Genomic DNA, 23,280 nt, shown 5'->3' with positions numbered 1-23,280 from the left:
TCCGGTCGCGCGAATCGCGGCGGTCCGCCTCTTACTCGATGGCCGCCTGCCAGCCCTCGAGTCCCTCATGTCCATCGCCAGCACGCTGTTCCGCCCTGACCTGCTCGCCAAATACAGCGCGAACGGCCCACGGTATACGTCCTATCCGACCGCCCTGCAGTTCCGCGACGACTTCGATCGCACCGACTATTTACGCGCCGCCGCCGACCCCGGCGCGTCGTCCACGGATCTCTCGTTGTACTTCCACATTCCGTTTTGCGACACCGTGTGTTTCTACTGCGGCTGCAACAAGGTCGCCACCAAAAATCGCGCCCATGCGCGTCCGTACCTGGATCGGTTGAAACGCGAAATGGCATTGCAGGCGGCCTGTTTCGACACGCGGCGTCCGGTATCGCAATTGCACTGGGGCGGCGGCACGCCGACCTTCCTGTCGCACGAGGAAACGGCCGAACTGATGGCCGCCACCCGCGAGCACTTCACACTGCTGCCCGACGCCGAAGCCGAGTATTCGATCGAAGTCGATCCGCGCGAAGCGTCGCCCGATACCATCGCCCATTTGCGCAAGCTGGGTTTCAACCGGCTGAGCCTCGGCGTGCAGGACTTCGATCCGGTCGTGCAGCAGGCGATCAACCGCATTCAGCCGCTCGAAATGACCGCCTCGGTGATGCAGGCGGCGCGCGACACCGGCTTTCACTCGATCGGTGTCGATCTGATTTACGGATTGCCGCATCAAACGGTCGAGAGCTTCAGCCGCACGCTGGACACGATGCTCGCGCTTGCGCCCGATCGCCTCTCGGTCTTCGCCTATGCGCACATGCCGCAACTCTTCAAGATGCAACGCCAGATGGACCCCGCCACGCTGCCTTCATCCGACGTGAGACTCGCGATCCTGCAGCATGTGGTCGAACGTCTGACGGGCGCGGGCTATGTGTACATCGGCATGGATCACTTCGCGCTGCCCACCGACGAGCTCGCGCGCGCACAAGCGCAGCGCACCTTGCATCGCAATTTTCAGGGCTACAGCACGCGCGCGGAATGCGATCTGATCGGCTTCGGCGCATCGTCCATCGGCAAGGTCGGCGACGTGTACGCGCAGAACGTCAAGGATCTGCCGGGCTATGCCGCGGCGATCGATGCGGGCACGCTCGCCATCGCACGTGGCGTGCGCCTCACCGCCGACGACCGTCTGCGCCGCGACGTGATCACGCAACTGATGTGCAACCTGGAATTGCGCTTCGACGAATTCGAAGCGGCGTATGGCATCCGCTTCGCCGGGACATTCGAGCCGGAGTTAAAGCGCTTGCGCGGCTTCGAGCAGGACGGTCTGGTGTCGCTCGAAGCGGGCAAGCTCGAAGTGCGGATGGCCGGCCGCATGCTCGTGCGCAACATCGCGATGGTGTTCGACCGCTATCTCGGCCAGCAGACACTCGAACGATTTTCCCGCACGGTTTGAAGGCCTTGCAGCGGAAGAAGGCAACTGGCTTGCCCGGCGCCGAATTTTCGGCCATAATCTGCGTCTTCGCCGCGCGCCAGCTTCTGACGCGTGCGCTGCAAGACCTGCCCAGGTGGTGAAATTGGTAGACGCAGGGGACTCAAAATCCCCCGCCGCAAGGCGTGCCGGTTCGATTCCGGCCCTGGGCACCAAAGAATTCGAAAGACCGCTGTTTCAGTATTTCCTCGAACCCCGCCAGCACATGCTGCTCGCGGGGTTTGTCGTTTCTGGCCCGTCTGAAAACCTCAAGGATTTCAAACGGCGTGAGCGCGAACGTCGCCCCTCACGCCATTCAAGACACCTTACCGCCCCACTACCCGCGCCCCACTCTGCACAGCCGCGCGCCGGCGCTTGAACACATATCCGGCCCACATCACCACCAGCCACGCCGGCACCAGCCACACGGACACCGACAAGCCCGGCGTCATCGCCAGAATCACGAGGATCAACGCCATGAACGCGAGGCAGATCCAGTTGCTGACCGGGAACCAGAACGACTTGAACACGAGTGTCTCGCCGGCAGCAACCATTGCCTTGCGCGACTTGAGATGTGTCAGGCTGATCAGCGCCCAGTTCAGCACGAGCGCGGCGACCACCAGCGCCATCAGCAAGCCGAGCGCTTCGGCGGGAATCAGATAGTTGACGATCACGCACGTGAACGTGGCGAGCGCCGACAACCCGATCGCCATATACGGCACGCCGCGCCGGTCGACCTTCATCAGCGCGCGCGGCGCATTGCCCTGCTCCGCGAGGCCGTACAGCATGCGGCTATTCGCGTACACGCCGCTGTTGTACACCGACAGCGCCGCGGTCAACACCACCACGTTAAGGACGTTCGCGGTCAGCGTCGAACCGATCTGCGAGAAGATCATGACGAACGGACTGCCGCCGGCCACCACTTCGTTCCACGGGTACAACGACAGGAGCACCGTCAGCGAGCAGATGTAGAAAATCAGAATCCGGTAAATCACCTGATTCACGGCCTTCGGAATGCTCTTCTGCGGCTGGTCGGCTTCCGCCGCCGTAATGCCGATCAGCTCCAGCCCGCCGAATGAAAACATGATGACCGCGAGCATCATGAACAGGCCACGAAAGCCGTGCGGGAAAAAGCCGCCGTGAGCCCAAAGGTTGGTGATCGAGGCTTGCGGACCACCATGGCCGCTGATCAGCAGATAGCCGCCGAACACGATCATGCCGATCACCGCCACGACCTTGATGATCGCGAACCAGAACTCGGTTTCACCGTAGGCTTTGACATTGGCGAGATTGATCGCGTTGATCAACGCGAAACACACCAGCGCCGACACCCACGTCGGCACGCCCGGCCACCAGTAGTGAATGTAAGTGCCGACGGCGGTCAGTTCGGCCATGCTGACGAGCACATAAAGCACCCAGTAGTTCCAGCCGGACAGAAAGCCGGGAAAGTCGCCCCAATACTTGTACGCGAAGTGGCTGAACGAACCCGCCACCGGCTCCTGCGCCACCATTTCGCCCAATTGCCGCATGATCATGAAGGCGATGATGCCGCCGATCGCGTAGCCGAGAATCATCGACGGTCCGGCTGCCTGCAACACGCTGGCGGAACCGAGAAACAGGCCGGTGCCGATCGCACCGCCCAGCGCGATGAGCTGGATATGGCGATTCTTGAGCCCGCGCTTCAGGCCCTCTTGCTGCTGTGCACTATTCAACGTTGCGCCCCAGTGTATGGATATCGATCGCCCGGACGGACTTATGGCCCGGCCCGGCAGAACCTGAAATTTTACCGTGGCCGATATTAGCTAAATACTGGGAGCAACCCGCGTTTGGTTCTGCGCCGCACTTAACGGCGAGGATAGTGATTGTCACTGGCGCAGGGCTTCTGTATGTTGCCCTAGTCGAGCTGTCAGCATTCGGAGATTCAACATGTCGCCCAAACATCTGCTTTGCGCCGCTGCTTTGTGTCTCTGCTTCACAGGGTTCGCCGCGCTCGCCCAGACCACCGCGCCCAATGCAGCGCCGGCACCCGCCGCGCCCACCATGGCACCGGGCATGGCGCCCGCGGCCGAGCCGGTCGACGAACCGCCCACGCAGGCAAGCGCGCCCGAAGCGCCAGCGCCCATGGCGCCTGCCATGGCGCCCGCCGCACCACCCTCCAAAGTTGGCGCCACGCCGCCTCCCGCCGCGCCCATGACCGGCCCGGTCCGCAACGTCGTGCTGGTCCATGGCGCGTTCCTCGACGGCTCGAGCTGGAACGGCGTGGTCGCGAAATTGCAGCAGAAGGGCTATCACGTCAGTTCGGTGCAAAATCCGCTCACTTCCCTCGCCGACGATGTCGCCGCGACGCGCCGCGTCCTCGCGCGTCAGAACGGCCCGACCATTCTGGTGGGACATTCGTGGGGTGGCGTCGTGATCACCGAGGCGGGGGCGAACGCGCCGAACGTCGCCGGTCTCGTCTATGTCGCGGCCATTGCACCGGATCTGCACGAGTCGGCTATGGATCTGTTGAAGCGCGCCGCACCGGCGCCCGCGGGCGAGGGCATCATGAAGGATTCGAGCGGCTTCCTCTGGCTCGATCGCACGAAATATCACGCCGACTTCGCCGCGGATGTTCCAGAGAATCTGACCCGCGTGCTGGCCACCGCACAGGTGCCGATCGCCGCGAGCGCCTTCAATGAGACGGTCAGCCAGGTCGCGTGGAAGGAAAAACCGTCGTGGTATGTGCTCACGACACGCGACCGCGCGGTGTCGCCGGAAGTGGAAAAATTCATGGCCGACCGGATGGGCGCCAAGATCGTGCCGATGGCGTCGAGCCACCTTGCGCCCGTGTCGCACGCGGGCGCGGTCGCCGACGTAATCGATCGCGCGGCGCGTGAATTGAGCCGGCAGCAGTAGTCCGGTTCAGGCGTATGCGCGAAGGCGATCGCGCATACGCCGGTCAAAACGAACCACTCCAACGCATTTCAGCGCAGATTCGTCGTCGCCAGCTCGACGACCTCATCCCCGCGACCGTTCAGCACCGCCTTCAGCATATACAGGCTGAAGCCCTTGGCCTGCGCCCACTGGATCTTCGGCGGCATGGCGAGTTCGTGCTTCGCGGTCACCACGTCGATCACCGCCGGACCCGGATGCGCGAACGCCTCGCGCAATGCCGGTTCGATGTTTTCCGACAGTTCGATTCGGACACCGTATATTCCCGCGCCGCGCGCGATCGCCGCGAAGTCGGTGGTGGCCAGATCGGTGCCGGCCTCCAGATAACCGCCCGCTTTCATCTCCATCGCGACGAAGCCGAGCACGCTGTTGTTGAACACCACGACCTTGATCGGCAGATTGAGCTGACGCGCGGTGAGCAGATCGCCGAGCAGCATCGACAGGCCGCCGTCGCCCGACAGCGAGATCACCTGGCGGCCCGGGTTCGCGGCCTGCGCGCCCAGGGCTTGCGGCATCGCGTTCGCCATCGAGCCGTGATTGAACGAACCGTGCAGCGAGCGCTTGCCGTTCATGGTCAGATAGCGCGCGGCCCAGAGCGTCGGCGTGCCGACGTCGGCGGAGAACACCGCGTCCTCGTTGGCGACCTTGTCGACGATGCTGGTGAGATATTGCGGATGAATCGCGCGCCCCGGGGCGGATGGCCGCGCGAGGTCGTCGAGGTCCTTGCGCGTGTCCGCATAGTGCTTGCGCGCATTCTCCAGGAAACGCCGGTCGCTCTTGTGCTTGAGCCGCGGCATCAGTGCCTGCAAGGTCGCCTTCACGTCGCCGACAAGACCGAGCTTCAACGGCGCTCGCTTGCCGAGCGCGGAACCGCGCCGGTCGATCTGCACCACGTTGCCATGCGACGGGTAGAAGTTGCGATACGGGAAATCGGTGCCGAGCATCACGAGCGTGTCGCACGACATCATCGCGTGATAGCCGGAGCTGAAGCCGATCAGCCCGGTCATGCCGACATCGAAGGGGTTGTCCCACTCCACGTATTGCTTGCCACGCAGCGCATGCACGGTCGGTGCGCCGAGCTGATCGGCGAAGGCGACCACTTCGTCGTGCGCGCCGGCGCAGCCGCTGCCGCACAGCAGCGTCACGCCGCCCGCCTGGTTGAGCAGATCGGCAAGGCGGTCGAGGTCCGCGTCGGACGGCACCACGGTGGAACGCTCCAGCGTGCCGGCCCATGCCGGCGTTTCCTCGGGTGCGTCGCCCAGCGCGACATCGCCCGGCAGCACGATCACCGCAACGCCGCGCTCCTCGATCGCGGTGCGCATGGCGCGCGCCAGCACACGCGGGAACTGCGACGGGTTCGTCACCAGTTCGACATAGTGGCTGCACTCCTTGAACAACTCTTGCGGATGGGTTTCCTGAAAGTAGCCGAGGCCGATTTCCGACGATGGAATATGCGCGGCAATCGCGAGCACAGGCTGATGATTGCGATGACAGTCGTACAGGCCGTTGATCAGGTGTAGATTGCCGGGACCGCAACTGCCCGCGCAGACCGCGAGCTTGCCGGCCGCGGCGGCATCGGCGCCGGCGGCGAAGGCGGCCACTTCTTCGTGGCGCGTGTGCATCCAGCGAATCGAACCCAGGCGTTGCAAGCTATCCGACAGGCCGTTCAGGCTGTCGCCCGTCACGCCCCAGATTCGCTCGACGTCCGCCGCCGCCAGTGTTTTGGCCAGATAATCCGCGATAGTCTGCTTACCCATGCTGTACTCCGCTCAGTGAGAAAGACGCTGCCTCCGGAATGCACGAGAGTAACGCTTCCTCACGAAACGTGCCGCCACGGTGCCGCTGTAAGCGCGGTGAAATGATCGCGTTTGAGAACGGCCCGTTACCGCACGCTCAGCGCAACATGAACGACATCGCCGACAGGCAATTCAGCATACGCACCACATGTTCCGCCGAAGCCGCGCTGAAGCGCAGCGTGACCGCATCCACGCGCGTAAGCGTCGGCCATTGGCAGAACAGATCGGCGAGCGCGCTGGTTTGCACGCGCAGTTCGCATGCCACAGGCTTCGCTTCACTGCGGGTGGATTCGCGCGCATGCCCCTTCGCGAGATGCTGCTGAACCACTTCGCACGCGGCGGTTTCGATTGCAGCACGAGCGCTCGCCGGCGATTGCGTCACGCCGCTGGCATGCCCGGTCGCGCTCTTGGTGACGACAAAACGCGCGCCTGGAAAACGCGGCGCGGTTTCTTCGGCGAAGACGTCGTCGCCGGATAAAAGCGCTATCTGTGCACCATATTCTTCCGCCAGCGCGCCATACACGCCCGCCTCCCCGACCTCGACGCCGTTCAGCGAAACGCGTGCGAACGCAAAGCTGTTGATGGTGTGCGCGAGGATGCCGCGCGTTTGCGACATGGCGTGATAGCCGATCATGAAGACGAGCGCCGCGCCGTATTCGAGCCCGGCCATCATGCCCAACGTGCGTGGTTTGCCGAGCACCACCTGGGCGCGCGCGTCGAGCAGGTCGGGCAGCAGATTGCGAAAGCCGCCGTGTGAATCGTTGACCCACACTTGCGTTGCGCCACCGGCGAAGGCGCCCTCGATGGCGGCGTTGGCTTCGAGCGTCATCCAGCGGCGCGCGGCTTCGTATTCGCCGTTGCCCGCGCGCGTTTGCTCGGGATGAAACACGCCGGCAATGCCTTCGATGTCGGTGGAAATGAGGACTTTCATCAGCGAGTGCGTTCGAATAGTTGGGCAAGATCGGGCACTGAGTCACGCAGCGATAGACGCTGGTGAGCGTCGCGTCCGGTTACGGATACGGCACTCCACAAGGCGTCGAGAATCGCCTGCTCGACGCTGTCAGCGCACGCGCGAAAGAGCGGGTCGAGACGTTCGTCGGCGAGGAGCGGTGGGAGCGTCATGAAGTCGGTGCCGTGAGGCAACGTATAGGCCGTTGAAAACGCCAGCGCGATATCGCCGCTGCCGTGGCCGTAGACCGAACCGGTGCGCGCGAGACCCGCCGCCGCGCGCAGGGAGAGACGTTTGAGTTGGCGTGCGTCGAGCGGCGCATCGGTGGCGACGATCATGATGATCGAGCCTTGCTCGGGCTTCGCTGCCTCCTTGTTGGCGCGCTCAGCGAGCACACGGCCGAGCGGCGTGCCGTCGATGGTCAACATCGGCAACCGGCCGAAGTTCGCCAGCACCAGAGCGCCGACGGTATGGCTGCGCCCCGCTGCGTTCACCACGCGCGACGCGTTGCCAATGCCGCCCTTCAGATCGAAGCACGACATGCCCCGGCCGGCACCGACCGATCCGCTCGCTACATCGGCACTGGCCGCGGCATAAGCATCATCGAAATGCTGCTCGGTGACGGCCAACGCCGGGATATCGTTCAGATACCCGTCATTGCATTCGAACACCAGGGGATTGACCGTCGACCACTCGCGCCCGATCTGCGGATTCGCGCGAATGGCCGCGCGAATCTGCGCCTGCGCGACAGCGGCGACGCCGAACGTGTTGGTCAACGCAATCGGCGTTTCCAGCGTGCCGAGTTCTTCGACTTGCACTAGCCCGATACTCTTGCCGAACCCATTGATCACCGACGCCGCCGCCGGCACCTTCGCGAGAAACGGATCGCCGTCATGCGGACGAATTACGGTCACGCCGGTTTGCACGGCACCTTGGTCGAGCGTGCAATGTCCCACCGTCACGCCCTGCACATCGGCGATCGTGTCGAGCGGACCGCTTGGCAACGTGCCGACATGCGGCGCACCACGAAGCGCAGTCGAATTCATGGCCGGTCGAGCTTCGGATCGAGCGCATCGCGCAAACCGTCGCCGAGCAGATTGAACGCCAGCACGGTCAGGAAAATCGCGAGACTGGGAAACAGCGCGATGTGCGGCGCCGTAACCATGTCGGCGCGCGCTTCATTGAGCATCGCGCCCCACTCCGGCGTCGGCGGTTGCGCGCCGAGGCCGAGAAACGACAGACTCGCCGCAGTGATGATCGAGGTGCCGATACGCATCGTGAAGTACACCACCACCGAGGAAATCGTCCCCGGCAGAATGTGCCGCACGATGATCGTCCAATCCGACGCGCCGATGCTGCGCGCCGCTTCGATATACGTGAGTTGCTTGAGCATCAGCGTATTGCCGCGCACGAGCCGCGCGAACGCCGGAATGCTGAAGATCGCGACCGCGCAGATCACGTTGATCATGCCGTTGCCGAGAATCGCCACCACGCCGATCGCCAGCAGAATGCCGGGAAAGGCGAACAGCACGTCGGCCACGCGCATGGTGATGCGATCCCACCAGCCTTCGTAGTACCCGGCCAGCAAGCCGAAGAACGTGCCGATTACCGCGCCGATCGCAACGGACAGAAAGCCCGCTTCGAGCGAAATGCGCGAGCCCGCCACAATGCGGCTGAAAATATCGCGCCCCAGCGAATCCACGCCGAACCAGTGCGCCGCGGAGGGCCCCGCGTTCAACGCGTCGTAGTCGAAAAAATTCTCCGGATCGTACGGCACGATATGCGGCGCGACGATCGCGACCGCAATCAACAGCAGCACGAAGATGCCGGCGCCGAGCGCCACGTGCTGCTTGCGGAATTTGCGCCAGAACTCGCTCCATGGCGTGCGGATGGCGGCTTGTGCTTTCGCGGTGCTGGCCGCATTCGGCTCGGTGGCGGTCGTGCTCATGCGGGCCTCACTTGAAACGGATGGTCGGATTGATCACGGCGTACAGCACGTCCACGACCAGATTGATGATGATGAATTCCAGCGAGAACAACAGCACTTCGGCCTGAATCACCGGATAGTCGCGCATCGACACCGCGTCCACCAGCAGCCGTCCGAGGCCCGGCCAGTTGAACACCACTTCGACCACGATCGAGCCACCCAGCAGAAAGCCGAATTGCAGACCCATCATCGTGATGACGGGAATCATCGCGTTGCGCAGGCAGTGTTTGACGATCACGAGACGCTCGGGCACGCCCTTGGCGCGCGCGGTCCGTACGAAGTCCTCGTTCATCACTTCGACGAACGACGCCCGCGTGAAGCGCGCCATCACCGCCGCGACGGCCGCGCCAAGCGTGAGCGACGGCAACACGTAGCTCTGCCACGAACCGTCGCCGACAATCGGCAGCCAGCCGAGCTTCACCGAAAAGATCTCCATCAGCAGCATGCCGAGCGCGAAGGCGGGAAACGAAATACCCGACACCGCGAGCGTCATGCCGAGCCGGTCCGGCCAGCGGTTGCGCCACACGGCCGAGACGATGCCGATACCCATGCCCAGCACGACCGCCCACACCATGCTGGCGAGCGTGAGCAGCAGCGTCGGCATGAAGCGCTCGCCGATTTCCTCGCTGACCGGGCGCTTGCTGCGCGTCGAAATGCCGAAGTCGCCGTGCGCGATCTTCACGAAGAAGCTGGCGAACTGCTGCGGCATCGGCTTGTTCAGGCCGAGGTCGGCGCGCACCAGCGCGACCGTCGCCTCGTCCGCGTCGGGACCGGCGGCGAGCCGCGCCGGATCGCCCGGCAGCATATGCACGAACAGGAACACCAGCACGGCGACGATGAACAGCGTCGGCAGCAGGCCAAAGAGACGTTTGACGAGGAAATTCAGCATGACATCCAATCCGGCAATGATGCGGGCAACGAAAGATCTTGTGCGGCGCGTGGTGGAGCAAAGCAGTGAGCATGCAGCGCGGGCGTGCTGATGAAACGACACGCCGGCGCTCACGCTCAGCTCATCACTTGATCGCGATCTCGTCGAAATTGAACGAGCCGTCCGGCGCGACATAAGCACCCGACAGACGCTTGCTGCGCGCATACACCACCTTCTCCTTGACGAGGAAGATCCACGGCGCGTCGGCCCAGATGCGTTTTTGCGCGTCGGTATAGAGCTCGGCTTTCTTCGCGCGGTCGGTGGTTTCGAGCGCCTGCTTCAGATCGCTGTCGACGGTATCGTTCTTGTAGTACGCCGTGTTGACCATCTTCGGCGGGAACGAGACCGACGCCAGCAACGGCGTGATCGCCCAATCCGCTTCACCCGTCGACGACGACCAGCCCGCGTAGTACATGCGCACCGGCGCCGTCGCGGCGTCCTGCGCGCTTTCCACCTTGGCGACGCGTTGGCCTGCTTCGAGCGCTTCGACCTGCGCCTTGATGCCCACTTGCGCGAGTTGCTGCTGCACGAACTGGATCACCTTCTGCGCGGTCGAGTAGTTATACGCGGACCACAGCGTGGTTTCGAACCCGTTCGGATAGCCCGCTTCCTTCAACAACGCGCGCGCCTTGGCCGGATCGTACGGCCACGGACCCTGCTTCACCGCGTAGTCGACGCCTTGCGGCACCACGCCGTCGGCCGGCGTTGCGTAACCGGCGAACACGACCTTGGTGAGCGCGTCCTTGTTGACGGCATAGTTCAGCGCTTCACGCACCTTCGGATTGTCGAACGGCTTCTGGTTCACATTCAGGCTGATATAACGCTGAATGATCGACGGCGACGCGATCAGATCGACCTTCGGGCTCGACTGCAACTGCGCGGCCTGTTCGAACGGCACCTGGAAGGCAAAATCCGCTTCGCCGGTGCGCATCAACGCGGCGCGCGTGTTGTTATCGACCACCGGCTTCCAGTCGATCGCGTCGATCTTCGGGTAGCCCTTCTTCCAGTAGCCGGCAAACTTCTTCACCGTCAGATCGCCCGCCGGATCCCACTTCACCAGTTCGAACGGACCGGTGCCGACCGGATGAAACGCGATGTCCTTGCCGTACTTCTTCAGCGCGTCCGGCGAAATCATCACCGCCGAAGGATGCGCCAGCACGTTGATGAACGCCGAGAACGGCGCCTTCAGCGTGATCTTCACCGTGTACGGATCGACCACTTCGGTCTTCTCGATGCGGTTGAACATGTTGTAGCGCTTGAGCTTGTTCGCCGGATCAGTGACGCGGTCGAAGTTCGCCTTCACCGCGGCGGCGTTGAAGTCAGTGCCGTCCTGGAACTTCACGCCGTGGCGCAGCTTGAACGTGTAGACCTTCGCGTCCGGACTGGCTTCGTAGCTGTCGGCCAGCACGTTGACCAGTTTCATGTCCGTGTCGAAGCCGAACAGCCCCTGATAAAACGACTTGGCGACGGCTTGCGAAAGCGTGTCGTTGGCATCGTACGGATCGAGCGTCGTGAATGTCGAGGCGACGGCCATTACTGCCGTGGTGTCGGCGTGCGCCGCATTGCCCGCGAGCATCGCGAACACCACTGCGCCGCCGCTAACCAGCGCGCGCAAACGAAACGGAGAAGACGGGACCAGCAGGTTCATGAGGTTGGCTCCAGGCTGCGAAATGAAACAGGTTGTGATGCTGCGAGAACAAGCGTGTGGCTAGAGGTTCTAGTACGGGGTTTAGTACGCGCCCCCGACTTGATGCTGGGCGACGAAATGATCCGGTCCGACCGCGACGAGTGGCGCCACGATCGGCTCATCGTTGAGCGCGCGAATCGGGCTCGGAATCTCATCGGCGGCGAGCATGCGTTTGGCGTGACGGCGCGCCGGATCGGCGACCGGCACCGCGCCCATCAGCTTGCGCGTGTACGGATGCTGCGGCGCTTCGAACACCGCGCGCCGCGGGCCGATCTCGACGATCTGGCCGAGATACATCACCGCAACGCGATGACTGACGCGTTCGACCACGGCCATGTCGTGTGAAATGAACAGATACGCGACGCCGAGTTCACGCTGTAAATCGAGCATCAGGTTGACGATCTGCGCTTGCACGGAGACGTCGAGTGCCGACACGGATTCGTCGGCGATTACGACCTTCGGGTTCAACGCCAGCGCGCGCGCAATCGCGATGCGTTGCCGCTGACCGCCGGAGAATTCGTGCGGATAGCGCCGCGCGGCTTCGGAGGGCAAACCGACTTTGTCGAGCAGCCACTGCACCCGCGCCTGCGCTTCGGCGCCTTGCGCGACGCCGTGCACGAGCAACGGCTCCATGATCGAGAAGCCAACCGTCAAACGCGGATTCAGCGAAGCGAACGGGTCCTGGAAAATAAACTGGATATCGCGCCGCAGCGCCTGCAACGCGGGGCCGGTCAGCGAACTGATTTCGCGGCCGTTGAATTCGATCGACCCGCTTTGACTTTCCACGAGGCGCAGCAACGAGCGGCCGGTTGTCGATTTGCCGCAACCTGATTCACCGACCAGCGCGAGCGTTTCGCCGGGCCGCAAATCGAAGCTGACTTTTTCCACCGCATGCACGCGACCCGTCACGCGGCCGAACACTCCGCTCTTGACCGGAAAGCGCGTGACCAGATCGCGGACGCGCAGAATCGGCGGCGTGGTTTCCTGCACCAGCGGCTGCGTTTCTTCCGCGACGGCGGCAGCCGGACGCACGGCCTGCTCAGCGCCGCTCAGGCTCGCCTGCTCGACGGTCAGGATCGGAAACTTGGCCGGCTGATCGGTGCCCTGCATTGCGCCGAGACGCGGCACGGCGGCGAGCAACGCCTTCGTATAAGGATGCGAAGGCGCGGCGAACAACGCGTCGGACGCGCCCTCTTCCACCTTCTCGCCGCGATACATCACCAGCACGCGATCGGCCACTTCGGCGACCACGCCCATGTCGTGCGTGATGAAAATCACGCCCATGTTCATCTCGTCCTGCAAGCCGCGGATCAGTTGCAGAATCTGCGCCTGAATCGTCACGTCGAGCGCGGTGGTCGGCTCGTCGGCGATCAGCAATGCAGGTTTGCACGACAGCGCCATCGCAATCATCACGCGTTGGCGCATGCCGCCCGACAGTTGATGCGGAAAGCGCGCCGCCACGCGCCGCGCTTCGGGAATGCGCACGAGTTCGAGCAGACGCAGCGTTTCAGCGTGCGCGGCGGAGCGGCTCTTGCCCTGATGCAACGCGATCGCCTCGCTGATCTGATCGCCCACCGTGAAGACCGGATTGAGCGAGGTCATCGGCTCCTGGAAAATCATCGCGATGTCGGCGCCGCGAATCGAACGCATCGTGCCGGACGACGCTTTCGCGAGGTCGAGCACACTGCCGTCGCGGCGCCGAAAAGCGATGCTGCCGCCGGCAAGGCGCCCACCGCCGTGCTCGATCAGCCGCATCAACGCGAGCGAGGTTACTGATTTGCCCGAACCCGATTCGCCGACGATCGCCAACGTCTCGCCGCGCTCGACCGTCAGCGACAGATTGCGCACCGCGTTGAAGGTGGTGTCGCCGCTACGGAAGGCGACCGATAGATCGTCGACCGCCAGCACGCGTTGCGGCGGCAAGGTCTCGATAAGCGGACGGGCGGTGTGCGATGAAGTCGGCACGGTAGTTCCTTTGAATTCGAACGCGGCTAACGGGGGTGCATGCTGTGAGCGGCCAGACTGACTAGCGGTAAATCGCCGTCACCGGGCTTTCGCCGAGCCGCGCGAAACCGCGATACATGCCTTCGGTGTTGAACGGCAGCGTGACGTTGCCGCGCGCATCGACGGCGATCAGGCCGCCGCGTCCGTCGATCTTCGGCAGACGGTTCATCACCACGTCGTCGGCGGCTTGCTGCAACGACACGTTGCGGTAGGCCATTTGCGCGGCGACGTCGTAGGCCGCGACCATGCGCATGAACATTTCGCCGGAGCCGGTGGTCGAGACCGCGCAGGTCGCGTCGTCCGCATAGCAGCCCGCGCCGATCAGCGGCGTGTCGCCGACCCGGCCCACCTGCTTGTTGGTCACGCCGCCGGTCGACGTCGCCGCCGCCACGTGGCCGTGCTGGTCGAGCGCGACCGCGCCGACCGTGCCGAACTTGCGGTTCGGATCGATCGGTTCGTGCGGCGTGGGATTGTCGTCGTTCGACGATGGCGCGGCGGCCAGCGTCGCGCCATCGTGATCGAGCATGGCGCGTTGTTGACCGCGCGCGATCAGCCATTGCCGATGACGCGCCTCAGTATGGAAATACTCCGGCTCGACGAATTCGAGTCCTTGCGCGGCGGCGAACGCTTCCGCGCCTTCGCCGGTAAACAGCACATGCTCGCTGCGTTCGAGCACGCGGCGCGCCGCCAGAATCGGATTGCGCACGCGCTTTACGCAGCAGATCGCGCCGGCTTCGAGCGTGCTGCCGTCCATGATCGCCGCGTCGAGTTCATGCGTGCCGGCCGCCGTATAAACCGCGCCGTGGCCCGCGTTGAAAAGCGGGCAATCCTCGAGCAGACGCACGGCCTCGCTGACGGCGTCGAGCGCGCTGCCGCCGTCGGCGAGCACGCGCTGGCCGGCGCTCAGCACCGCGCGCAAGGCGGCGTGATATTCGGCTTCGGCGCTGGCTGACATCGACGTGCGCAGGATCGTCCCTGCTCCGCCATGAATGGCAATGACTGCGTTGGAGTTCATCGTTTGGCTTTGGTAGTGCGAGGAGTACGGGAAGTGCGGGTGGCTCGGACCGCGTCGCGCGCGGCTCGCGCGTTCGTGCCGGTAGCCTCGGCTTGGGGATCGACGAGCCACGGCAACAGGAATTCGCTGACTTCGGCGGCGGCCTTCACCGAGCGCTTGGCGCGATACGCCACCGCGTCGCACAGCGCTTCGATCACGGCGAGCACGGCCGAATCGGCATTTGCCGCGAGCCGCCGGTCCGCGCGGACATAGAGCGAGATGTCGGCGAATTGCGCGAGCGGCGAACGCGGACTGTCGGTGAGCGCGAGCACCCGAGCGCCACGGCCGGCCGCGCGATGCGCGAGTTCGATCGTGTCTTCGACGTAACGCGGGAAAGCGATGCCGATAACGAGATCGCCCTCGTTCGAAGCAAACAGACGCCGCGCGGCGTGCGACGGTCCGCCCATCAGCGCGAGCGACTGCACGTTGTCGTGATACGGCATCAAGCCGTGTTCCATCAGACCCGCGAGAAACGCGCTGGCGCCGAAGCCGAGCACGAACACCCGGCGCGCGGCGATGATCGCTTCGACGGCGGCTTCGGCGGCCGCGCCGTCGATTGCCGTGCGGGTGGCTTGCAGATTAGTGGCGGCCTGTTCGAGCGAGGCGTCGACCACATCGTCGCCGGCTGCGAGCGATTCCTGCGCACTGCGCAAGCGCTCGACCGGTGCGAGCGTCGCCTCGAAGCCGCGCACCAGCGCCTCGCGAAATTGCGGATAGCCGTCGAAACCGAGCGCGCGGGCGAAGCGATTCGCCGTCGCCACCGAGGCGCCGACCACGCTGGCCAGTTCGTCGATGCGCATGGTCGCCGCGCGAAACAGATTGGCCAGCACGTAGTCGCCCATGCGCCGATGGATCGGCGTGAGGGTCGGCATGGCCGCGGCGATGCGCGCGGCGATGGCCTGCTCGGCGGAATCGGAAGCAACGGATGGTTGACGGATCATGCGAACGAGGTGGCCGGGCGCTTGGCGTAATGAAAATGAATGAAAGTATATTTACACGGAAATCTCGCAGAAAAAAATTCATTTTCATTTTTGAGGGTTTTCACCGACGCGATGCGAACAAAAGACGCATCTCAAGTGCGCACCCGTGCGGCTTCGTGAAAATCCATTTTCAGCACGCCGCTGCGCTTTGCTCCGGAATGCGAGCCAGCCGCGCCGCCGGCGACATGACGATGATCAACGCCTGCACGAGGAAGGCCACCGCCGCCGCGACGAGACAAGCGTCCATACCCCAGCGCGCGCTGATCGCCGCGCCGAGCAATGCACCGAGCGGCCGCGCACCGTAGGTGGCGGTGCTGTTGAGCGCGGAGACGCGGCCCATCATCCGTTCGGGTGTGATCGCCTGGCGCAGCGTGGTCGAGCCGACCACCCACAGAATCGGTCCGGCGCCGAGCAGGAAGAAGCTCAGCAATGCCAACCAGAACGACGGCGCAACGAGCGTTGCCACCATCACGAGCGACGCGAGCAATCCGCACGACGGCCCGATGATCAGAACGCGGCCGAACGCGAGACGTCGCGCGATGGCGGGCGCGGCCAGCGCGCCGCACACCATGCCGACACCGTAGGCGCCGAGCGTCACGCCGACCGCCGACGCGCCAAGGCCCAGCCGATGCACCGCATACGGCACATACACCGCTTGCAGCACGAAGAAGCCGAGGTTGAAGAACACCGCGGTCGCGAGCATGGGACGCAGCAACGCATCGCGCAGCACGAAACGCGTGCCGTCGCGCAGTTCCAGCATGAAGTGACGTGGCGGCAGTGCACTGCGCGGCGGTTCGCGCAAGCCCGCCAGCAACGCGACAGCCAGCGCCGACAGCGCGGCCGCGCAACCGTACGCCCAACCCGCGCCGATCCAGCCGACCAGCAGGCCGCCGAGCGCCGGCCCCGCGGAATAGGCCACGCTGCGCGCCAATTCCAGCCGGCCGTTCGCGCTGGCATATGCTTCACGCGGCACGAGTGCTGGCACCAGCGAAGGCGCCGCGACGTTGTAGGCCACCGTGCCGGTCGCGGCGATGAAGCCGAGTGCGGCGAGCAGCGGCAAGCTCAACGCATGGCTCATGACGAGCAGCAGCACGCACAGCATGGCGATCACGCGCACGCTTTCAGCGAGCGTCATCAACGTGCGGCGCGAGCGGCGGTCAGCCCAGACGCCGAGCGGGATCGACAGCAACAGGAACGGCAGCGTCTGCGCGGTTTGCAGCAGACCCGTGTCGCGCGCGTCGGCACCGAGTGCGAAGACCGCGACAAGTGGCGCGGCGGCGAGGCTGATCTGTTCGGCGGATTGTGCGACCAGGTTCGACCACGCGAGCCGCTGAAAAGCGGCAGGCAGTGGGTGTGTGGATGAAGCGGCAGATGTGGCGTGCATCGATGAACTCCGGCGACGGGACATTGGAGCGTTCATCGTCGTCCGACTCGCGGCACCGGGCGCTCCGCTTCTTGCGGTGTTATTCTTCGCTCGCCATGAATCTCGAAAGCATTCTCTTCACTCAGGGTTTCGGCTCGCGCCGCCAATGCCGCGCGCTGATCGCCGACGCGCGCGTGAGCATCGGCAGCGCTGTTTGCACCGACGCCGACGCCGACTTCCCCACCGGCGACACCACCTTCTCCTTCAGCGTGGACGGCGTCGTCTGGCCGTATCGCGAGCACGCCTATCTGCTGCTGAACAAGCCGGCGGGCTACGAGTGTTCACGTGATCCGCAGCATCATCTGAGCGTGTTCAGCCTGTTACCGCCGCAGTTCGCCGAGCGCGGCGTGCAATGCGTGGGCCGGCTCGATCAGGACACCACCGGGCTGCTGCTCCTCTCCGACGACGGCAAGTTCGTGCACCTCTTCACGTCGCCGAAACGCAAAGTGCCGAAGGTGTATGTCGCGACCACGCGTCATCCGATCGACGACGCGCAATTGAGCGCGTTGCGCGACGGCGTGCTGCTACACGGCGAGCCCAAACCAATCGCCGCAGTCGACGCAGCGGCGCGCGGCGCTCACACGCTCGCGCTCACCGTGATGGAAGGCAAGTATCACCAGGTCAAGCGGATGATCGCCGCGGCCGGCAACCGATGCGAAGCGCTGCATCGCGAGCGGATCGGCGGACTTGCCTTGCCCGCAACGCTTGCGCCGGGCGCGTGGCAATGGCTCGACGAAACCGACCTCGGATCTTTACGGAGCGGGTAAACCGGTAGCGCCCCTTTAAGCTCTTGATGCCGCAGGAAAACGCGTGAGCGGCTGCCCACATAACGCGCGCGGCGCCTGTTTACGCGCTGCGTCGCAGCATGATCTTCCTTACACCTCGCTCTATACTCGTTTAAACAAAGACTACAAAGAGTTCAAGGAGGGGCGCCATGGTCATCCACGATGGTTTGCAGATTTCGTCCGTGATGATTGCTTTCGTGTGCGTCGGACTGGTCCTGATCGGCGGATTGCTGGTCATGATGCGGCTGCGGCATAAATATCATCCGAACCTGATCGGCGCATTGATCGGCGCGATGCTGTGTTTCCTGTTGCTGGAAGCATTGCCCGCGCTGACGTAGGTCGCGCGAGGCCGCGCCGCGCTGATGCGGCGAAGCGCGGCGCGGGCGGGATTTTCCGGGCGATGCCTGGAGAGGTGGCTTTTTGCCGCGCTTTTTCGTGGCTTTTTGGCGTTCGTGAGACGGCTTGCAACAACGCGCTTCAGGCTACCCTTTCACGCCTTCACGCAAGAAATCCTCGACGCTCGGATACCGCAAACGCACGCGCAATTCCTCTTTGAGACGCCGGTTTATCAACCGCCTCGATTCACGCATGAACGACAGCAAGGTCGGCTCGACCTGCGACTCCGCTTCGGCTCGCGTGATGCGCGGCGCGCGCGCGAGGCCGAACGCGTCGGCGACCTCGTCGAAGTACTCGCCCATTTTCAGCGACGTGTCGTCGGATGCGTGCACCACGCGCCCCGGCCGCCCGTGGGTGAGGAGGCGCACCAGGATCGCGGCCAGATCGTCAGCGTGAATATGATTGGTGTAGACGTCGTCGGCATCGATCAGGGCCGGCGTGCGCTTTTCCAGCCGCGCGAGCGGCAGGCGGTTGCCCGCATAAATGCCCGGAATCCGCGCGATGCTCGCCGCGACGCTGCCGCGCGCGTTCGCGCGCCGCAATTGCCGCTCGGCCGAGACGCGCCGCCTGGCGCGCGGGTTGGCCGCCTTCGTTGCGCGGGTTTCGTCGATCCACGCGCCGCCGCAGTCGCCATAGACGCCCGTCGTGCTCGCGTACACAAGGCGCACGGGCGCACGCGAACCGGCGGCCCGGCGCACCCCGTCGGGTACAATATTGGCTGTTCCAGATTCCGCCCACGAGGCACGAAGTTGGCGCAACCGCCCTACCGGCGGGACCGCAGGCGCCACGGCAGCCCGCGCTGAAGCGCGGCGCGTGCTTAAAGTAGCGAGCAAGGCGCGGGTACGGCGGTCGTCGTCGCCGGTTTTCTGTGGCGGAGCGAGATGCAGCACCGTCGGTGCGAGGCCCGCCAACCGTTTCAGGCTGCCGCGCACGTCGAGATCGCCGACCAGCGGCGTGACGCCCGCGGCGCGCAATTCGGCGCAGCGCCCGGCGTGGCTGGTCAGCGCGAAGACATGCGCGCGCGGCTGCAGCAAAGGCACGCAGCGCATGCCGACATCGCCGCAACCTACGATTAACACACGCGGCCGGCGGAAGTTTCGTGTCGCTTTCATGGTGGACGCATTGTAGCCGTCAAGCGCGGCACGTACCGCGCAGTTGACACGCCGGGTCCGGTCACGCGGGTCCGATAACGATTACCGACTTTTCGATTTCGAACACTTTATGGCATTTAACGTCACGCTCCGGCAAAGCGGCCGGCAGTATCAGGTAGAACAGGACGAACCGGTGCTCAGCGCCGCCTTGCGTCAGGGCATCGGCCTGCCATACGGCTGCAAGAACGGCGCTTGCGGTTCGTGCAAGGGCACCGTGATCAGTGGGGAAATCGAGCAGCGTCCACATTCGTCGTCGGCTTTGTCGAACGAAGAAAAGACGCGCGGCATGGCGCTCTTTTGCTGCGCGACCGCTTGCACCGATCTCGAAGTGGACATCCGCGAAGTGGCGGGCGTCGGCGACGTGCAGGTCAAGAAGCTGCCCTGCCGCGTGAACGCGATCGAGCGCAAGGCCGACGACGTCGTCGTGCTGAAGCTGCAATTGCCCGCTAATGAGCGTCTGCAATATCTCGCCGGTCAGTACCTCGAATTCATTCTGAAAGACGGCAAGCGCCGCAGCTATTCGATGGCGAATGCGCCACACGCGGAAGGCCCGATCGAATTGCACATCCGTCACATGCCCGGCGGCGCCTTCACCGATCACGTGTTCAACACCATGAAGGAGCGCGACATCCTGCGCTTCGAAGCGCCGCTCGGCACGTTCTTCCTGCGCGAAGATTCGGACAAGCCGATCGTGCTGCTTGCCTCGGGCACGGGCTTCGCGCCGCTAAAGGCGATCGTCGAGCACGCTGTGTTCAAGAACCTGAACCGGCCGATGACGCTCTACTGGGGCGCACGTCGCAAGAAGGATCTGTATCTGCTCGAACTAGCCGAACAATGGGCGCGCGAGATTCCGAACTTCAAGTTCGTGCCGGTGCTCTCGGAACCGGACGCGAGCGATGCATGGACGGGCCGCGTCGGTTTTGTGCATCGCGCGGTGATCGAGGATCTGCCGGATCTGTCGGCATATCAGGTGTATGCGTGCGGCGCGCCGGTGATGGTCGAGTCGGCGCAGCGCGATTTCACGCAGCATCACGCTCTGCCGGAAGACGAGTTTTACGCGGATTCGTTCACGAGCGCAGCGGATCTGGCGAACGCGGTTTGATGTGAGCGGTATCGGCGTAAGTGCGTCGATGCTCGCCATGCGCAATTCTGGAAGCGCGGTTATGCGAATGGCCGCGCTTCGTGCATTGATGGTTCACGCCGACGCAAGTCTCGATTCCGCGCTGAAGCACGTGCGCCTGATTCTCGAGCGCAGCATGGTCGGACGCCAGCATTTTATGCAATGCGGTGCGGCCATCGCCGCCAGCCGTTCCCAGATTCGAAGCCAGGAAATCCACCGCGCTCAGCGTGTCGAACAGCCTGTGACCATACACCGGCTCATGGTGTGCGACGCGATTGCGTGTCTGGTAGATGCGCTCAAGCTGAACGGCAATCGCGGACCTGTCGATCTGCTTTTCCGGGAAAATGCGCTTTAGCGCCGGCTTCCAGAGAGTCTGTTCGTAGTCGCGCGAAAAGAGGCGCTTCCAGAAGTACATCGTGAGTTGGGTAATCACCTGGCCGCTTTGAACAGCGATCGCTTTTGTCGCGCGTCGACCCGAAGCTCATGTGCCAGGCCCGCCGGCACACCACGGCGGAACACCGTTTGATCGAGCGCACGCTTGTCAGAAGGTGATAGCTTGGCATACGCCGCGCGTTGCGCTCCGCGCACCGCCGCTTCGATCTTGCTGCGCTCCTCAACTTTCCAAACGAACGAAGCGGGTGGACGACGCAACCAGCCGTCTACGCCAAAGTGATCGCTCAGCCGATCGCACACCGCGTTGCGCAGCGCTATCTCGACTACCGCCGTCACGCTCATCAGTGCCCCGGCGAGTTGCAGCATCTGCTGATGAAGGGCAACGGCCGCGCGAGTCGTGCCCGCCATCGCATGAAATGTACTCAAACGCTCTCCGGAAAGCAGTGTTGCGACTGCGGAAATTTCCTGGTCTGTGAGGTGGTCCATTGACGGAAGCCTCCCTGGATTTTAGAATTGTTGGCGATAAGTCGGGATCAGCGTCGGCAGCTATCTTCGGGTGGGCGGACCCCCGGCTTCCTGATTCAGAATGGGCGCTCAACTGAGCGCCCATTTGCATTTCCGGCGACCGTTCTTTGCGTTCGTTGCGAGCCGCCTTGCCCGTCGGACAATCGATTCAAAGCGCCGCCGTCATATTTTAGTCAGCCGCACATCTCATAATCGGAACGCCGCATGAACTCGCGCAGCGGACAAAAATATCCGTCCGACGCAAATTGACGGTTTACACCAGCGCTTTCCTTGTCGTATTCTTTCGCGCATGAACCGCATCCCATCCGAACTTCGACGTCGCCGCTCGCCGCTCCCCTAGGGACGCCGCTGGCTTCGTCACGGATTCGCGCCGCACCAGGGCGCGAGCTGTTCGGATCATGAAAGCCACGGCATGCCGTGGCTTTTCTGTTTTTCCGGCCCCTGGTTCGTAGTTGGCCAATCTTCATCTACCCTTCACCCCTGCTGTCTGGAGCCTGCCGTCATGAATTTCAATGAATATCCGATCGAGTCGCTGATGTACATCACGAACCGGCCCGAAATCGTTTTCACGCACGGCAAAGGCTCGTGGCTCTACGACAACAACGGCAAGCGATATCTGGACTTCATCCAGGGTTGGGCGGTCAACAGCCTCGGCCATTGCAACGACGGCATGATCGAGGCGCTGAACAAGCAGGCGCAATTGCTGATCAACCCATCGCCGGCTTTCTACAACCAGCCGATGGCGCAACTCGCCGACCTGCTCACGCAACATAGCTGCTTCGACAAAGTGTTCTTCGCGAACAGCGGCGCCGAAGCCAACGAAGGCGCGATCAAGCTCGCCCGCAAGTGGGGCAAGAAATTCAAGGACGGCGCGTTCGAGATCATCACGTTCGATCACAGCTTCCACGGCCGCACGCTCGCCACCATGTCGGCGAGCGGCAAGCCGGGCTGGGACACGATCTACGCCCCGCAAGTGCCGGGCTTTCCGAAGGCGGACGTGAACGACATCGCGTCGGTGGAAAAACTCATCAACGCGAAAACCGTTGCCGTGATGCTCGAACCGATTCAGGGCGAAGGCGGCGTGATTCCCGCCACCCGCGAGTTCATGCAGCAACTGCGCGAGTTGACGAAGAAACACAACCTGTTGCTGATCGTCGACGAAGTGCAAAGCGGCTGCGGCCGTGCCGGCACGCTGTTCGCGTACGAACTGTCGGGCATCGAGCCGGACATCATGACGCTCGGCAAGGGCATCGGTGGCGGCGTGCCGCTCGCGGCACTGCTCTCGAAGGCGGAGGTCGCCATATTCGAAGCGGGCGACCAGGGCGGCACCTACAACGGCAATCCGCTGATGACCGCAGTCGGCTACTCGGTGATTTCGCAACTCACGGCGCCGGGTTTCCTCGAAGGCGTGCGGGCGCGCGGCGAGTATCTGCGCGCGAAGCTGCTGGAGCTGTCGGAAGAGCGAGGCTTCAAGGGCGAACGTGGTGAAGGGCTGCTGCGCGCGCTGCTGCTCGGCAAGGACATCGGCAACCAGATCGTCGAAAAGGCGCGCGACATGCAGCCCGACGGTCTATTGCTGAACGCGGCGCGTCCGAACCTGCTGCGCTTCATGCCGGCGCTGAACGTGACGAACGAAGAAATCGACCAGATGATGGCGATGCTGCGTTCGATTCTCGACACGCTGTAACCGAACAGGACCGCGC

General features: G+C 63.9%; 20 protein-coding genes and 1 tRNA gene. 7 read left to right on the top strand and 14 right to left on the bottom strand.

Annotated features, from left to right (window positions below; translation table 11 throughout):
- Nucleotides 1-67 precede the first annotated feature (67 nt).
- Nucleotides 68-1,453 carry an oxygen-independent coproporphyrinogen III oxidase gene (hemN, locus tag B0G71_RS02200; RefSeq protein ID WP_116139445.1) on the top strand — a complete coding sequence of 462 codons (1,386 nt, stop codon included), beginning with the start codon at nt 68-70 and terminating at the stop codon, nt 1,451-1,453.
- Nucleotides 1,454-1,559: 106 nt separating this feature from the next.
- Nucleotides 1,560-1,644, top strand: a tRNA-Leu gene (locus tag B0G71_RS02195).
- Between the two features lie 150 nt (nt 1,645-1,794).
- Here the strand turns inward: B0G71_RS02195 and B0G71_RS02190 are convergent.
- On the bottom strand, nt 1,795-3,180 hold the full coding sequence (locus B0G71_RS02190) for an amino acid permease (RefSeq protein ID WP_116139443.1): 1,386 nt from the start codon (nt 3,178-3,180) through the stop codon (nt 1,795-1,797).
- 214 nt (nt 3,181-3,394) lie between these two features.
- On the opposite strand from B0G71_RS02190, the gene B0G71_RS02185 reads away from it, so the two are divergent.
- Complete coding sequence (locus B0G71_RS02185; RefSeq protein ID WP_116139441.1) at nt 3,395-4,363, top strand: alpha/beta fold hydrolase; 969 nt, start codon at nt 3,395-3,397, stop codon at nt 4,361-4,363.
- A gap of 68 nt (nt 4,364-4,431) precedes the next feature.
- Here the strand turns inward: B0G71_RS02185 and poxB are convergent, their stop codons facing one another.
- From poxB to B0G71_RS02135, 10 genes are all read right to left on the bottom strand, one after another.
- A complete protein-coding gene (poxB, locus tag B0G71_RS02180) occupies nt 4,432-6,156 on the bottom strand; it encodes a ubiquinone-dependent pyruvate dehydrogenase (protein WP_116139439.1) in 1,725 nt (574 codons plus the stop codon).
- Between the two features lie 136 nt (nt 6,157-6,292).
- A complete protein-coding gene (locus B0G71_RS02175; RefSeq protein WP_116139437.1) occupies nt 6,293-7,126 on the bottom strand; it encodes a M55 family metallopeptidase in 834 nt (277 codons plus the stop codon).
- Nucleotides 7,126-8,190 carry a P1 family peptidase gene (locus tag B0G71_RS02170; protein WP_116139435.1) on the bottom strand — a complete coding sequence of 355 codons (1,065 nt, stop codon included), beginning with the start codon at nt 8,188-8,190 and terminating at the stop codon, nt 7,126-7,128. Before B0G71_RS02170 ends, B0G71_RS02175 begins: the two co-directional genes overlap by 1 nt.
- Nucleotides 8,187-9,092 (bottom strand): glutathione ABC transporter permease GsiD, encoded by a 906-nt coding sequence (gsiD, locus tag B0G71_RS02165; RefSeq protein WP_116139433.1) that lies wholly within the window; start codon nt 9,090-9,092, stop codon nt 8,187-8,189. The genes B0G71_RS02170 and gsiD overlap by 4 nt, the downstream gene beginning before the upstream one ends.
- A gap of 7 nt (nt 9,093-9,099) precedes the next feature.
- The gene (gene gsiC, locus B0G71_RS02160) at nt 9,100-10,020 is read right to left on the bottom strand and encodes a glutathione ABC transporter permease GsiC (protein WP_116139431.1); all 921 of its coding nucleotides are present in this window, start codon (nt 10,018-10,020) and stop codon (nt 9,100-9,102) included.
- 124 nt (nt 10,021-10,144) lie between these two features.
- A complete protein-coding gene (gene gsiB / locus B0G71_RS02155) occupies nt 10,145-11,707 on the bottom strand; it encodes a glutathione ABC transporter substrate-binding protein GsiB (RefSeq protein ID WP_116139429.1) in 1,563 nt (520 codons plus the stop codon).
- Nucleotides 11,708-11,788: 81 nt separating this feature from the next.
- The gene (locus tag B0G71_RS02150) at nt 11,789-13,711 is read right to left on the bottom strand and encodes a dipeptide ABC transporter ATP-binding protein (RefSeq protein WP_116139427.1); all 1,923 of its coding nucleotides are present in this window, start codon (nt 13,709-13,711) and stop codon (nt 11,789-11,791) included.
- 61 nt (nt 13,712-13,772) lie between these two features.
- Nucleotides 13,773-14,765, bottom strand: a complete 993-nt coding sequence (locus B0G71_RS02145) for an isoaspartyl peptidase/L-asparaginase family protein (RefSeq protein ID WP_116139425.1) — start codon at nt 14,763-14,765, stop codon at nt 13,773-13,775.
- Entirely contained in the window at nt 14,762-15,745 is a 984-nt protein-coding gene (locus B0G71_RS02140) for a MurR/RpiR family transcriptional regulator (protein ID WP_116139423.1), read from the bottom strand. Before B0G71_RS02140 ends, B0G71_RS02145 begins: the two co-directional genes overlap by 4 nt.
- A gap of 169 nt (nt 15,746-15,914) precedes the next feature.
- Nucleotides 15,915-17,168 (bottom strand): MFS transporter, encoded by a 1,254-nt coding sequence (locus tag B0G71_RS02135; protein ID WP_116139421.1) that lies wholly within the window; start codon nt 17,166-17,168, stop codon nt 15,915-15,917.
- A gap of 95 nt (nt 17,169-17,263) precedes the next feature.
- Here B0G71_RS02135 and B0G71_RS02130 point away from each other — a divergent pair, with 95 nt between their 5' ends.
- The gene (locus B0G71_RS02130) at nt 17,264-17,974 is read left to right on the top strand and encodes a pseudouridine synthase (protein ID WP_116148274.1); all 711 of its coding nucleotides are present in this window, start codon (nt 17,264-17,266) and stop codon (nt 17,972-17,974) included.
- Between the two features lie 167 nt (nt 17,975-18,141).
- Complete coding sequence (locus B0G71_RS02125; RefSeq protein WP_106283401.1) at nt 18,142-18,330, top strand: hypothetical protein; 189 nt, start codon at nt 18,142-18,144, stop codon at nt 18,328-18,330.
- 144 nt (nt 18,331-18,474) lie between these two features.
- On the opposite strand, the gene B0G71_RS02120 is transcribed toward B0G71_RS02125, so the two are convergent.
- Nucleotides 18,475-19,500, bottom strand: a complete 1,026-nt coding sequence (locus tag B0G71_RS02120; RefSeq protein ID WP_116139419.1) for an NAD-dependent epimerase/dehydratase family protein — start codon at nt 19,498-19,500, stop codon at nt 18,475-18,477.
- 109 nt (nt 19,501-19,609) lie between these two features.
- Here B0G71_RS02120 and B0G71_RS02115 point away from each other — a divergent pair, with 109 nt between their 5' ends.
- Nucleotides 19,610-20,641 (top strand): CDP-6-deoxy-delta-3,4-glucoseen reductase, encoded by a 1,032-nt coding sequence (locus B0G71_RS02115; RefSeq protein ID WP_116139417.1) that lies wholly within the window; start codon nt 19,610-19,612, stop codon nt 20,639-20,641.
- Here B0G71_RS02115 and B0G71_RS41200 read toward each other — a convergent pair.
- Together B0G71_RS41200 and B0G71_RS41195 are read right to left on the bottom strand one after the other, a co-directional pair.
- Nucleotides 20,607-21,092, bottom strand: coding sequence for a hypothetical protein (locus B0G71_RS41200; RefSeq protein WP_181916702.1), 486 nt, complete (start codon nt 21,090-21,092; stop codon nt 20,607-20,609). The two genes, B0G71_RS02115 and B0G71_RS41200, sit on opposite strands and share 35 nt — an antisense overlap.
- Entirely contained in the window at nt 21,089-21,418 is a 330-nt protein-coding gene (locus tag B0G71_RS41195) for a hypothetical protein (RefSeq protein WP_181916701.1), read from the bottom strand. Before B0G71_RS41195 ends, B0G71_RS41200 begins: the two co-directional genes overlap by 4 nt.
- A 661-nt stretch (nt 21,419-22,079) precedes the next feature.
- Between B0G71_RS41195 and B0G71_RS02105 the strand changes: the two genes are divergently transcribed.
- Complete coding sequence (locus B0G71_RS02105) at nt 22,080-23,264, top strand: acetylornithine transaminase (protein WP_116139415.1); 1,185 nt, start codon at nt 22,080-22,082, stop codon at nt 23,262-23,264.
- Nucleotides 23,265-23,280: the final 16 nt, after the last annotated feature.

Source organism: Paraburkholderia sp. BL27I4N3, from assembly GCF_003386115.1.
Lineage (GTDB): Bacteria > Pseudomonadota > Gammaproteobacteria > Burkholderiales > Burkholderiaceae > Paraburkholderia.
The sequence above is the reverse complement of the archived record's forward strand: the minus strand, read 5'-3'. Positions and strand labels throughout refer to the sequence as shown.